Below are 14091 nucleotides of genomic sequence, written 5' to 3'. Positions count from 1 at the left end.
GATGCAGCACAAGCTGTTTCCCCGCGCGGGCGCCGTGGCCGAGGATGGCTGGTCGCCGAAGGTGGAAGGCGCGAAGGACTATCCCGGCTTCCTGGCAAGGCTGGAGCCGCAGATTCGCCGCTGGAAGCAGGCGGGCGTCGAAGTGGCCGACAGCGCTTTTGCCGTGACCTTCGCGACCACGCAGTCGCGCGGTGTTGCGCTGGGCGCCCCCAAGGTCGGCGTGACGCTGGCGACGCAGGCGCCGTTCGGAGCGATCCGCTATACGCTCGACGGGACCGCGCCGACCGCGAAGTCCAAGCTCTATACCGGCGCGCTTTCGGTGAAGTCCGGCTTGGTCGTGACCGCCAGCAGCTTTGCGCCCGATGGCGCGATGCTGGCGGCGCCGCGCCGTTTCGATACCTCTCGCGAGGCGCTGCTGACCACGACCAACGGCCAGCTTGCGGCCTGTCCCGGCCAGTCGCTGTGGCTGCGCCTGCCGCTCGATGCCGATGCGACGACGAACGGCCCTGCCTACAACATCAACATCTTCGATCCGTGTCAGGCCGACGATCACGCGCCGCTGGCCCATGCCAAGGCGGTGACGGTCTCGATCGCGCGCATTCCGCGCAACTTCGGGCTGGCGCATGATGTGTGGACGCAAGCGACGCACTATCCCACCAGCGCCCACGGCGAACTGGTCGCCTCGCTCGGCTGCAAGGAAGCTGCTGCGGCGAACGCCAAGGACCCGAAGGCCGCGCACCACGATCCGCTGCCCGGCGCGAAAGTGCTGGCCAGCTGGGCTCTGCCCGATCCAAAAACCGCACCGCAGCGGTTCGATGTTCATGCCGTCCTGCCTGCCGACCTGGCGATGCAGGACGAAAGCAATGTGTGCTTCCAGTTCACCTCGCCCCTCTCCGATCCGCTCTATTCGGTCGAGAAGGTGGTGTGGTCGGAGCAGGGGCAATGAAGGGGGACACGATGAAGGGTATCGTCGCATTTACCGCTCTGGCACTGGCCGGAACCGCGCAGATCGCGCTTGCTGACACGCCGACACAGGCCTCGCTCGACGAAGGCTGGACTGCGCGCATCGCCCCGGCGGACGCTGCCATCGCCAAGGCGCACCCGAAGGAAGCCCGCTGGTTCCCGGTACGGGTGCCGGGCGAGATCCAGCGCACGCTCGTTGAGAGCAAGCGCGTGCCCGATCCCTATATCGGCACCAATGAAGCCGCGATCCAGTGGGCGGGCCTCACCGGCTGGGACATGCACCGCACGCTTCAGGTGACGCCGCAGATGCTTTCGCGCGGGCATCTCGATCTGGTGTTCGACGGGCTGGACACATTCGCCACCGTCACCGTCAATGGGCACGAGGTGCTCACCGCCGACAACGCCCATCGCCGCTGGCGGGTGGACGCGAAACCGTGGCTGAAGGCCGGTGCCAACGAGATCGCGGTGCATTTCGATTCGCCGATCCGCAAGCTCCAGCCGATGGTGTTGGCCGAGGCGCATCCGCTGCCGGGCGAGTACGACAGCGCGTTCGGCGATGAGCCCAAGGGCAAGCAGACCTCGCCCTATATTCGCAAGCCGAAGTACGATTACGGCTGGGACTGGGGCCCGCGCATCGTCAACACCGGCATCTGGCAGCACGTTCGCCTTGAGGCGTGGGACGACGCCCGCCTTGCCGGGTTCGAAGTGACGCAGACGGCCCTGAACGACGCAGAGGCCATGCTGAGCGCACGCTTCCATGTGGTCGCCGACAAGCCGGTGCGCATGACGCTGCGCGAAAACGTTACCGGGCCTGACGGACAGGCTCTGGCGCCGGTCGAGCGCACCGTGTCCGTGGGCGCAGGCACGACCGAAATCGACCTTCCGCTGAGCATCGACCACCCGCATAAGTGGTGGCCGGCAGGCTATGGCGATCAGCCGCTCTACAAGGTGGCAGGCGCCATCGCGGACGGCGCAGGCGCGGGAGCGACGGCGGATCGCACCGTGGGCCTGCGCACCGTTGAACTGATCCGCGGCGGCGGCGCGATGGGCTTCAAGGTCAACGGCGTGCCGATCTTCGCCAAGGGCTCGAACCTGATCCCCCTCGACATGTTCCCCAGCCGCGTGACCGAAGTCACGATGACTTCGTTGCTCACCGACGCGCGCGAGGCGAACATGAACATGATCCGCGTCTGGGGCGGCGGCACCTATCTGGACGATGCGTTCTACGATGCGGCGGACAGGCTGGGCCTGATGGTCTGGCAGGACTTCATGTTCGGCGGTTCGGTCACGCCGCCCGATGCCGCCTATCGCGAGAACGTGCGTGTCGAGGCCGAACAGCAGGTCGAGCGTCTGGGCTCGCACCCTTCGATCGTGCTGTGGGCAGGCGGTAACGAGGTGCTTTCGGGCTGGGAGAACTGGAGCGACCGCAAGGCGTTCAAAAAGGCGGTTGGCCCCGACGAGCAGGAGCGGATCGCGACGGCGATGACGGTGCTGTTCGATCAGGTGCTGCGCGGCGCGGTTTCGCAGCATTCGCCGGGCACGCCCTACTGGCCGGGGTCGCCCTCGAACGATTACGACGGCCCCACCGATACCGACGCGGGCGGTGACCGTCACTTCTGGGACGTATGGTCGGGATCGAAGCCGGTCGAGAACTACACGGCTTCGTGCCCGCGCTTCATGTCCGAGTTCGGCTTCCAGGCAATGCCGGTCATGGCGACGATCAATGACTTCGCAGGCAAGGGGCCGTTCACGCCGGACAGCCCGGTGATGAAGGCGCACCAGAAGTTCCTGGCGGGCGAGGGCAATGCCCGCCTCCAGTTCTATCTCGATGCACGCCTGCGTCCGGCGAAGGACTTCGCCGATTTCGTGTACCTGACGCAGGTCAACCAGATGCAGGCCATCGAGCTGGCCGCGCGCCATCACCGCGCCTGCGAGCCGGTGACGATGGGCTCGCTCTACTGGCAGCTCAATGACGTGTGGCCTTCGATCTCGTGGGCGAGCATCGATCACTACGGTCGCTGGAAGCTGCTGCAATATGCCGCCAAGCGCTTCTTTGCCCCGCAGATCGTCACGGCGGAGCACAAGGACGCCTCGACGCACGTCACGCTGGTCTCGGACGCTGTGTCGCCGGTCGCGGCGCAGTGGTCGCTCACCGGCTATGCGATGGACGGCACGAAGCTGGGGCAGGCTGGCGGCGACGTCACGCTGGCGCCGACTACCGCAACCACGGGCGCCGATGTGCCCGACGCGCAGGTGTTCGGCACGGCGGCGTCGAACGCCTCTTATGCCGTTGCGGAACTGACCGTGGGTGGAAAGCTGGTCTCGCGCCAGATCGTCGAGCGCGAATTGCCCAAGGCAATGGCCTATCCGGTGCCGCAGGTTGCGGTGACATGGGACGGTGACACGGTGACGCTGCGTGCGGCCAAGCTGGCCCGCGCGGTGATGCTGGACTTCGGTTCGGTCGATGCCCACGCCGCCGATAACGGCTTCGATCTGCTGCCGGGCGAGAGCCGCTCCATCCAGATCACCTCGAAGGCCGGTGAGGCCGCGCTGCGCAAGGCGCTGGTGGTCCGCACGCTGGCGGGAGCAAAGTAACGTGACTGCCCATTTGACTATACCCCGTATGTCCATGCCGCGCCTGCTCGCCACGGCTTCCGGCCTCGCTGTCCTCGCTCTCGGCAGCGTCTCGGCGCTGGCGGAGGAAGCACCGACCGAAACCATCGCGCCAGCAGTGGTTTCGGCCGTCACCAGGGCCAGCCTCGACCAGAAGGCGGCGCAGCTCCAGAGCACGGCGCCTGCCGACAAGGCGATGGGCCTGCCTGCCTACGACTGGTGGAGCGAAGGGCTGCACGGTCTTGCCCGCAACGGCGTCGCCACCGTGTTCCCGCAGGCTATCGGCCTTGCGGCAACCTGGGACCCGGCGCTGATGGAGAAGGTCGGCACGGTCGTCTCGACGGAGGCGCGCGCCAAGTTCAATGCGAAGCCCGTCGATGCCGACCGGCGTATCTACGAAGGGCTGACCATCTGGTCGCCCAACATCAACATCTTCCGCGATCCGCGCTGGGGCCGTGGGCAGGAGACCTACGGCGAGGACCCGTTCCTGACGGGCAGCCTTGCGGTGGGCTTCATCGACGGGTTGCAGGGGCCTGATCTCGATCACCCGCGCGTGATCGCCACCGCCAAGCATCTGGTCGCGCACTCCGGCCCCGAGGCGGGGCGTGACAGCTTCGATGTCGATGCCAGCCCGCAGGACATGGAAGCGACCTTCCTGCCTGCGTTCCGCATGGCGGTGACGCAGGGTCATGTCCTCTCGCTGATGTGCTCGTACAACTCGATCCACGGCACGCCCGTCTGCGCCAGCGACCAGTTGCTGAACCAGACCGTGCGCAAGGACTGGGGCTTCACAGGCTTCGTCGTTTCGGACTGCGATGCGATCGGCAACATCTGGCAGTTCCACCACTATGCCTACGACAGCGCGGAGGCTTCGGCGGCGGGCATCAAGGGCGGTACGGACTTCAACTGCGGCACGGCTTATGCTGGCGTGCCCAAGGCAGTTTCGCGCGGGCTGCTGACCGAGGCACAAGTGAACACCGCGCTCGAACGCTCGCTGGAAGCGCGCTGGAAGCTGGGTGTGGTCTATGGCGCGCCCAACCCGTGGGGCAAGATCTCGCCCAAGGCGATCAACACGCCTGCCGACCGCGCGCTGGCGCTCGAGGCCGCGCGCAAGGCCATCGTCCTGCTCCAGAACAAGGGCGGCGTTCTGCCGTTGAAGGCCAATGCGAAGCTGGCGGTGATCGGCGTCAATGCTGATGATCTCGGCGTGCTGGAGGGCAACTATCACGGCACCGCTGCCAATCCGGTGACGCCGCTCGACGGTATCCGCAAGCGCTTCGGCGCGGCGAACGTGACCTATGCGCAAGGCTCGGTGCTGGCCGAAGGCGCGCCGGTGGTGATGCCCGAGACGGCACTCAGCGCGAACGGCAAGCCGGGGCTCGCCGCCGAGTACCGTGATGCGGCGGGCAAGGTGGTGCTGGCACGGCAGGACCGCCGGGTGGACTTTAACTTCACCCGTACCGCGCCCGAAGGCCTCGACCCGCAGCGCTTCGATGCGCGCTGGACGGGTACGTTCGTGCCGCCTGCTGCGGGAACCTACCGCCTCGCGCTCGATGCGCCGCAGTGCTGGAAGGACTGCCACCGCCACGACGATGTGCGTCTGTGGGTGGGCGGCAAGCAATTGCACGATGGCCCGCTCGGCAAACAGCGGGTGGAGTTCACGGTTACGTCGGACGGCACACCGCAGCCGATCCGGCTGGAGATGGACCACTACGGCGAGGACGAAGGCCTGCGCCTGATGTGGTTGCCGCCTGAGGGCGCGTTGGAAGCAGGCGCGCTCAGCGCCGCGAAGCAGGCCGATGCCGTGGTCGCGGTGCTGGGTCTTTCGCCCGATCTCGAAGGCGAGGCGCTGCAGGTGCAGGTGCCGGGCTTCGTCGGCGGTGACCGCTCCGAGATCGAACTGCCCGAACCGCAGGCGAACCTGCTGAAAGCCCTGCGCGCCACCGGCAAACCGGTGATCGTGGTGCTTTCCAGCGGCAGTGCGGTCTCGCTCGATCCCGAGATGGCCGATGCGGTGCTGGAGGCGTGGTATCCGGGCGAGGAGGGCGGTACCGCCGTTGCCGATACGCTGGTGGGCGCGAACAACCCCTCGGGCCGTCTGCCGGTGACGTTCTACCGCCACACCACCGATCTGCCCGCTTTCGTCGATTATGGCATGAAGGAGCGGACCTATCGCTACTTCACTGGCACGCCGCTGTGGCGCTTCGGCCATGGCCTGAGCTACACCGCGTTCGATTATCAGGGCGCGGCGGCAGGCTCGACCACAACCGGTTCGCCGGTGACGGTCAGCGTCACGCTCTCGAACACCGGCGCGCGCGCGGGCGAGGAGGTCGTGCAGGCCTATCTGGTGCCGCCGTCGGATGGGCATCAGCCGATGCTGACCGAACCGGTGCTCCAGCGCCAGCTTGCCGGTTTCACTCGCGTTCAGCTGGCGCCGGGCAAGTCTTCGAAGGTGGTGCTGACGCTCGATCCGCGCCGCATCTCGGTGGTCGACAGGCGCGGCACTCGCCGCGTGGTGCCGGGCGACTACAAGGTGTGGATTGGCGGCGGCCAGCCGGGTGACGGCGCGGGCCAGTGGGCCAGCTTCACCCTGACCGGAGAGGCGAAGGAGTTGCCGAAGTGACGTTTGAAAAAGGCAAAATTCAGCTCGATCGCCGCATGCTGGTGAAAGGCGCCGCGGCCCTCGCGACCGGCGCTCTGGCGCCGACGCTGGCGGCCACGCAGGCAGCGGCAGACAGCTACACCAAGGATATCCCGATGCCGGTGGGCGGCGGACGCCCGCTGCCGGCGAACCGCAAGTTCGTCAGCAAGGCGGTCGAGGCCGAGATCGAGCGCGTTTCGGTCAAGATCTCCGATCCCAAGCTGCGAACGATGTTCGTGGGCTGCTATCCCAACACGCTCGATACCACGGTCGAGATGGGTGAGGTGGACGGCAAGCCCGATGCCTTCGTCATCACCGGCGACATTCCCTGTCTGTGGCTGCGTGACAGCAGCGCGCAGGTCATGCCCTATCTGCACCTTGCGAAGAGCGACAAGGCGCTGACGCAGCTGTTCCGGGGCCTGATTGCTCGCCAGTCGCGCTGTATCCTGATCGATCCTTACGCCAATGCCTTCATGAAGGACCCCACGGCTAAGACCAATCTGGGCTGGGCGCAAAAGGACCAGACGGCGATGAAGCCGGGCGTGGCCGAGCGCAAGTGGGAGATCGATTCGCTCTGCTATCCCACGCGCCTCGCTTTCCGCTACTGGCGCACGACGGGGGACAAGACCCCGTTCGACGGCCTTTGGGCCGATGCCGCGCGCACGATCATCCGCACCTTCCGTGAGCAGCAGCGCAAAGACAGCGCCGGTCCCTACAGCTTCCAGCGCACCAGCAACCGCCCGACCGAGACGATGCAGCTCGACGGCTGGGGCGCGCCTTCGCGCTCTGTCGGCCTGATCCACTGCGGCTTCCGCCCCTCGGACGATTCGTGCACTTATCCGTTCTTCATCCCCGCCAACCTTTTCGCGATGACCACCTTGCGCGAAATGGCCTATGTGGCCGAGGAAGCGCGCGGCGACGATGCTCTGGCCGCCGATGCGCGCCTGCTGGCAGACGAACTGGCAACGGCGCTGGGCCAGTGGGGCACGATGACGCTGCCCGACGGGCGCCGCGTATGGGCCTATGAAGTCGACGGTTTCGGCAATGCGATGTTCATGGACGATGCCAATGTCCCCTCGCTGCTGGGCCTTGCTTTCCTTGATTGCGTGAAGCCCGACGATGCCCTGTGGCAGACGACCGCCGCCGCTGTGTGGTCGGACGCCAACCCTTATTTCTTCAAGGGCAAGGCGATGGAAGGCATCGGCGGTCCGCATGTGGGGCTCGGGCAGGTCTGGCCGATGAGCCTGATCGTGAGGGCGCTCTCCACCGACGATCCGGCGCTGCTGCGCTCGTTGTTGCGCACCTTGCGCGATACCGATGCAAACACCGGCTTCATCCACGAAGCGGTGGACTGCAACGATCCCACCAAGTTCACGCGGCCCTGGTTCGCCTGGGCGAACGGCCTGTTCGGCGAACTGATCGTCAAGCTGGTCGACACGCATCCCGAAATTCTCGCCGCGCCGCTCTGACGCGCGCTGCCCGCCTCCGTTTCCCTGAAGGACAGACCATGGACTTTTCCCGCCGCCGCTTCCTGACCGAAACCGCTGCTGCCGGTGCCGTAGCCGGCGCGCTTTCGGCGGCGCCCGCGAATGCTGCCGTCGCCGCGAATGCACCCAAGCCGTGGGGCGCGACGCCCTCCGCGCGCCAGTGGAAGTGGCACCAGCGCGGGATGTATTCCTTCGTTCACTTCGCGATGAACACCTTCACCGACAAGGAATGGGGCTACGGTGACGAGAAGCCGGAGTGGTTCAACCCCACCGACTTCGATCCTGACCAGATCGTGGCGGCAGCGAAAGCGGCGGGCATGAAGGGGATCATCCTCACCGCCAAGCATCATGACGGCTTCTGCCTGTGGCAGACGCAGACTACCGAGCACTCGATCCGCAACAGCCCCTACAAGCAGGGTAAGGGCGATATCGTGCGCGAACTGGGCGATGCGACGCGCCGGGCGGGGCTGGACTACGGCCTGTACCTCAGCCCCTGGGATCGCAATCGAGCAGACTACGGCACGCCTGCCTACATCACCTATTACCGTACCCAGTTGACAGAGCTTTGCACCCGCTACGGCAAGCTGTTCGAGGTGTGGTTCGACGGTGCGAATGGTGGCGACGGCTATTACGGCGGCGCGCGCGAGACGCGCCACATCGACGCGCCGAAGTATTACAACTGGCCCTCGATCATCGAGATGGTACACAAGCTCCAACCCGATGCCTGCACGTTCGATCCGCTGGGGGCGGACATCCGCTGGGTGGGCAACGAGAACGGCGTGGCGGGCGATCCCTGCTGGCCGACCATGCCGAACAAGCCCTATGGGCAGGATGTCGGCAATTCGGGCCTTCGCGGCGGCGAACTGTGGTGGCCAGCCGAGACCGACGTGTCGATCCGTCCCGGCTGGTTCTACCACGCGGACGAGGACTCCAAGGTCAAGAGCCCGGAACGTCTGGTCCAGCTTTACGACGAGTCCATCGGGCGCGGCACCAACCTAAACCTCAACCTCCCGCCCGACCGTCGCGGACGGATCGCCGATCAGGACGTGAAGATCCTCAAGTCCTTCGGCGATGCGATGCGCGCGACGCTGGCCAACGATCTGACCAAGGGCGCGGTCGCCCATGCCAGTGCCACGCGCGGTCGCGGCTTTGAGGCCGCGCAGGTGCTCGACGGGCGTCGCGAGACGTACTGGTCCACGCCCGATGCCGATCTCACGCCCACACTCACGCTCGATCTGGCGCCGGGTACGCACTTTGACCTGATCCGCCTGCGCGAATATCTGCCGCTCGGCGTGCGCGTCACGCGCTTTGTGGTCGAGGCCGAAGTCGATGGCGCGTGGCAGCGTCTGGCTGAGAAGGAGTGCATCGGCGCGCAGCGGGTGATCCGCCTGCCGCAGAAAATCACCGCGCGCCGGGTGCGTCTGGTGGTGCTGGAAGCGCCTGCCTGTCCCGCGATCAGCGAGTTCGCGCTGTTCGCCGCCGTGGCACCGGTGCCGGTGCCCGCGATCGTCTCTAGCGATCCGACGGTACTGGACACCACCCGCTGGACGGTCGTTTCCGCCAGCGGCGAGGGCGCGGCGGTCCTGCTCGACAACGATGCAGCCACGATCTGGAAGCAGCCTGCGCCGACGCCGGGCCATCCGGTGCAGGTCGCGGTCGATCTGGGCGGTGGGGTGGAACTGGCAGGCTTCAGCCTGACGCCGGGCCGTCAGGTCGATGCCCATGCCGTGCCGCCCAAGGGCTACGTCGCGGAAACCAGCATGGACGGCAAGACATGGACGAAGCAGGGCGAGGGCGAGTTTTCGAACATCGCCTACGCGCTCTCGACCCAGCGCGTGGCCTTCGACAAGCCGGTCGAAGCGCGGTTCCTGCGGCTGACGTTCGCCGAGACGGCCCTGTCGGCGCCCGTGCTGGCCATTGCCGGTATCGGCGGCTTTTCGGCAAGGCGCTGAGCGGCGGGAGGAACACAGGCACGGCGCGCTTCGGAGAAATTCACCGACGCGCGCCTTGCCGGGAACAGGTCAGGCAGATCACACGTTTCTGCCTGACCTCGCGGTAATCCCGTCGCGACGTCGGTTGCTTGGGGCAACACGTCTTGAGCTTTCCCTTTAGCCGCAGCCATATGAGCGGCCTGATTGCCTCCCATGACTGGGCAGGGACGCCGCTCGGCCCGATCTCGGACTGGTCGGCCTCGCTGCGTGCGGTCGTCGATCTCGTGCTGGCCTCCAGGGTGCCGATGGCGCTGATGATGGGCGCGCGCGGGACGATGATCTACAACGATCCCTACATCCCCATCGCCGGAGGGCGGCATCCGCAGTCGCTGGGTTCCAGCGTGCTGGACAGCTGGCCCGAAGTCGCCGCGTTCAATCAGGACATCATCGCGCGGGTGACCGCCGGAGAGGCGATCAGCTACGACGACCAGATGTTCCGGTTCGAGCGCAATGGACAGCCCGAAGCGGTCTATCTCGATCTCGACTATTCCGCCGTTCGGGACGAACATGGCGAGGCGATCGGTGTACTCGCCGTGCTGTACGAGACGACGGCAACCCATGAAGCGCGTGACGCACTGGACCGGACCAGCGACAAGCTGGCGTTTCTCGATGCGCTGGGTCAGAAGGTGGCGGATTCCCGTGATGCGGACAGTATCCTGTCGATCACCACACGCATGACGGGGGAGCATCTCGCGCTATCGAACTGTGCCTATGCCGACATGGATGCCGATGAGGATGGTTTCACGATCCGGGGCAACTGGTTTGCCGACGGATCGCCATCGATACTGGGGCATTACAGTCTCTCCGATTTCGGTGCGCTTGCCGTTCGCGAGTTGCATGCGGGCCGTCCGCTGATCGTCAATGATAACTTGCGCGAACTGGCACCGCACGAAGCGGCGACGTTCCAGGCGATCGGTATCGGGGCGACCATCTGCATGCCGCTGGTAAAAGGGGGACGCCTGACGGCGTTGATGGCTATTCACACGCGCGGCCCGCGCCAGTGGAATGACTATGACCTGGACGTGATTCGCGAAGTCACGCAGCGGTCCTGGGCGCATGTCGAACGGGTCGGGGTCGAGGCCGATCTGCGCAAGGCGGCGATGGCACTGGGAGAACTGAACGAAACATTGGAACGCCGGGTGGAGGAACGTTCGCGACAGCTGTCGGAAGCGGAGGATGCCTTGCGGCAGGCGCAGAAGATGGAAGCTGTCGGCCAGTTGACCGGCGGTCTGGCGCATGATTTCAACAATTTGCTGATGGGACTGGGGGGCAGCCTCGAAATGATCCGCAACCGCGTTGGTCAGGGGCGGACGGAGGATCTCGACCGCTATTTTGCCGCTGCCGAAGGCGCGGTGGACAAGGCTGCTGCGCTGACGCACCGGCTGCTGGCCTTCGCGCGTAGGCAGACGCTCGATCCGCTCCCCACCGATGTCGGTCGGCTGATGGCGGATCTGGAGGATCTTGTCAGCCGCACGATGGGCCCGGCGATCAATGTCGGCTTCGAGGGCGGCGAATTGGGCTGGTCCGCCCTGATTGATCGGAACCAGCTTGAAAACGCCGTTCTCAATCTGTGCATCAATGCCCGCGACGCCATGCCGGATGGAGGGGCGCTGACGGTTGTGACCGAGAACCGCACTCTCGACGAGCCGACGGCTGGAAGTATGGGGCTGGTCGCTGGCGACTACATCTCCGTGTCGGTCAGCGATACAGGCTCCGGGATGTCGCCGGACATTGCTGCGAAGGCCTTCGATCCCTTTTTTACGACCAAGCCGCTGGGGCAGGGCACCGGATTGGGGCTTTCGATGATCTATGGTTTCGTGCGGCAGTCCGGTGGTCAGGTGGAGATCGTCAGCGAGCCGGGGCAGGGCGCGCGCATCACCATGTATCTCCCGCGCAGCGATGCGGGTGTGCCCGTGGGTCTCGACGAGCTTGATAAGAGGAGCCCGTCGGATACCGGTGGCCATGGGCAGGTTGTTCTCGTCGTCGATGATGAACCGATGATCCGCATGCTGATCGTCGAAGTGCTGGAAGACGAAGGCTTCACAGTGATAGAAGCCGCTGACGGGCCGAGTGCGGCGCAGCAACTGGAGCGTGCGGGCCGGCTGGATCTGCTTGTGACCGATGTTGGCCTGCCGAACGGGATGAACGGCCGTCAGGTCGCCGATCTGGCCCGCCAGACCCGGCCTTCGCTCAAAGTGCTGTTCATCACCGGCTATGCCGAGAATGTCGTGGCGGCCAATGGCCAGCTGGAGGCAAACTCTGCAATTCTCACCAAGCCCTTCATGATCGAGGCACTGGTTTCACGGGTTCACGAACTCGTCGCCTGACAGACCTCTTCAGGCCAGAGGAGGCAGGGCCAGCGTGATGCGCAGCCCCTTGCGTGGTTCTTGAGTGGCGTAGGACAGTGACAGCGCAGCGCCGTGGGCCTGCGCAATAGCGGCGACCATGCTGAGCCCGAGCCCTTCTCCGGCGGTGCGGGCCGAGGCATTGCCGCGATAGAACGGTTCGGTCGCGCGTTCGAGGTGTTCGCCGTCGATGCCGGGGCCGTCGTCGAGGACTTCCAGCAACAGGCCGTCACGCAGTTCGGCCGAGAGCAGGACATGTCCCTTTTCCGGCACATACTTGAGCGCATTGTCGAGCAGGTTGCTCAACAGTTGGAACATCAGATCGAGGTCAAGCGTCGCCACCAGAGGCCTGTGCGCGTTCAGCGCCAGGGTTATGCCGCGGGCATCGGCTTCGGGTTGGTAGAGTTCTACAACGTCTTCCAGCAACTGCACGACGTCGGTCGCCTGAAGGTGCAGCGGATGGCGCCCGCCTTCGAGGCGGGAGATGCGCAGCAGCGCCGCGAATATCTGGCGCAGGCGGTTGGCATCGTCGATCGCGGCCTCGATCGCGGCGCGCATCTCGTGATCGTCCCCGCGCGCTGTTCGATGTCCTCCAGTTGCCCGACCAGCCGGGCAAGGGGCGTGCGCAGTTCGTGCGCGACATTGTCCGATACCCGCCGTGTGGATTCGAACAGGGTCTGGATGCGCGAGAGCATGAGGTTCAGCGTTTCGCCAAGGCGATCGAAATCGTCGTTCGTGCCGCGCACGCGGATGCGGCCCGAAAGGTCGCCGTCCATGACCTGTCGTGCGGCCTTGGTGACGGCTTCCAGTCGCTTGCCGATGGCATGGCTCATCACCCAGCCTCCGCTCAGGCCCAGTACCATGGTGCCGCACAGAATCCAGAGAGCCGCCGTTTGCAGCATGTTCTGGTCGCGCACGATGTCATCGACGTCGCGCCCGACGAGCAGGCGCGTGCCATCGGGCATCAGGATGTCACGGGTGAGAGAGGAATAGTCGATCTCGAACCCGTCGAGAAAATTGTCCGCTTCGATGATCGTGAAGCGGTCATTGCCGTGAGGCGGCCAACTGGGCAGATTGCTGGAGATGACGGTCCCGTCCGGCGCGATCAGGGCGTGGAAGGGTTTGCGCGCGCCAGCCTGATGATCGCGCCTCTCCAGCATCCGGGCGACAGGCTCCATGCCGGATTTCGCCAGTTCGGCGGCGTAGAGCTGGGCTTCAGTCTCTACCGCTGCGCGCTGTTCCTCCATCGGCATCGTGACCCGAAGCCAATAACCGGCGCCCATGAGCAGGGCCATCGAGATGCACAGCATTCCGGCGTAAGTCAGGGCCAGCCGGAACGACAGGCTGCGCAGGATCCGCGTCATTCGGCGCGCATCACATAGCCGACGCCGCGTACCGTATGGATCAGCTGCGGTTCGTCATCGATCGTGAGCTTCTGGCGGACTTTGCTGATGTGCTGGTCTATCACGTTGGTCTGCGGATCGAAGTGATAGTGCCACACGTTCTCCAGCAGCATAGACCGCGTGACGACCCGGCCCGCGTTGCGCGCTAGATAGGCAACGATGCGCAGTTCGCGCAGCGTCAGCGCGATAGTGCGGCCACGCCGGGTTACCGTATGGGCCGCCAGGTCGATTTCGAGTTCGCCCACGCGCATCTGCATTGCGGGTTCGTTGACGCTGCTGCCGCGGCGCGCGAGCACTTCGATGCGCGCCAGCAGTTCAGACATCGCGAAAGGCTTGGTCATGTAATCATCGGCACCAGCGCGCAGCCCTCGTACCCGTTCGTCGACATCGCCGAGCGCGCTCAGGAGGAGGACCGGCGTGGCATCGTCCGTTGCGCGAAGGGCGGCAAGCAGCTTGAGCCCGTCGAGCGAGGGCAGCATCCTGTCGAGGATGATGACATCGAATGTCTCGCAGGTGGCGCGAACCAGTCCTTCGCGCCCGTCCCCGCACCGTTCGGCGACGTGTCCCGCCTCGGCAAGGCCGGCGAGAATGTGGCGCGCGAGGCTGTCGTCATCTTCGACAAGCAGGATCTGCATGGTTAGGGCGGCA

9 protein-coding genes are annotated in these 14091 nt (G+C 65.6%); 6 read left to right on the top strand and 3 right to left on the bottom strand.

The window, feature by feature from the left end:
• The first annotated feature begins 1 nt into the window (after window position 1).
• The 6 genes from CI805_RS11095 to CI805_RS11070 all read left to right on the top strand — a co-directional run bounded on the left by CI805_RS11095 (window position 2) and on the right by CI805_RS11070 (window position 12022).
• Window positions 2-946, top strand: coding sequence for a chitobiase/beta-hexosaminidase C-terminal domain-containing protein (locus CI805_RS11095; protein ID WP_260927950.1), 945 nt, complete (start codon window positions 2-4; stop codon window positions 944-946).
• Window positions 947-957: 11 nt separating this feature from the next.
• Complete coding sequence (locus tag CI805_RS11090) at window positions 958-3558, top strand: beta-mannosidase (RefSeq protein ID WP_260923265.1); 2601 nt, start codon at window positions 958-960, stop codon at window positions 3556-3558.
• 28 nt (window positions 3559-3586) lie between these two features.
• Window positions 3587-6199 (top strand): glycoside hydrolase family 3 C-terminal domain-containing protein, encoded by a 2613-nt coding sequence (locus CI805_RS11085; RefSeq protein ID WP_260923263.1) that lies wholly within the window; start codon window positions 3587-3589, stop codon window positions 6197-6199.
• A gap of 35 nt (window positions 6200-6234) precedes the next feature.
• Window positions 6235-7686, top strand: a complete 1452-nt coding sequence (locus CI805_RS11080; protein WP_260927949.1) for a glycoside hydrolase family 125 protein — start codon at window positions 6235-6237, stop codon at window positions 7684-7686.
• Between the two features lie 38 nt (window positions 7687-7724).
• Window positions 7725-9656 (top strand): alpha-L-fucosidase, encoded by a 1932-nt coding sequence (locus CI805_RS11075; RefSeq protein ID WP_260923262.1) that lies wholly within the window; start codon window positions 7725-7727, stop codon window positions 9654-9656.
• A gap of 170 nt (window positions 9657-9826) precedes the next feature.
• Window positions 9827-12022, top strand: a complete 2196-nt coding sequence (locus CI805_RS11070) for an ATP-binding protein (RefSeq protein WP_260923260.1) — start codon at window positions 9827-9829, stop codon at window positions 12020-12022.
• Window positions 12023-12031: 9 nt separating this feature from the next.
• Here CI805_RS11070 and CI805_RS11065 read toward each other — a convergent pair whose 3' ends face one another.
• From CI805_RS11065 to CI805_RS11055, 3 genes are read right to left on the bottom strand one after another with little or no spacing between them, the layout of a single operon-like run.
• On the bottom strand, window positions 12032-12472 hold the full coding sequence (locus CI805_RS11065) for a sensor histidine kinase (protein ID WP_260923258.1): 441 nt from the start codon (window positions 12470-12472) through the stop codon (window positions 12032-12034).
• A complete protein-coding gene (locus tag CI805_RS11060; RefSeq protein ID WP_260923256.1) occupies window positions 12448-13404 on the bottom strand; it encodes a HAMP domain-containing protein in 957 nt (318 codons plus the stop codon). The genes CI805_RS11065 and CI805_RS11060 overlap by 25 nt, the downstream gene beginning before the upstream one ends.
• Window positions 13401-14078: a response regulator transcription factor gene (locus CI805_RS11055; protein ID WP_260923255.1), complete on the bottom strand. Its 678-nt coding sequence runs from the start codon at window positions 14076-14078 to the stop codon at window positions 13401-13403. The genes CI805_RS11060 and CI805_RS11055 overlap by 4 nt, the downstream gene beginning before the upstream one ends.
• Window positions 14079-14091 lie beyond the last annotated feature (13 nt).

The sequence above is a fragment of the Novosphingobium sp. 9 genome (genome assembly GCF_025340265.1).
GTDB lineage: Bacteria > Pseudomonadota > Alphaproteobacteria > Sphingomonadales > Sphingomonadaceae > Novosphingobium.
Note: the sequence above shows the minus strand (reverse complement) of the source record. Positions and strands in the feature narration are given on the sequence as shown.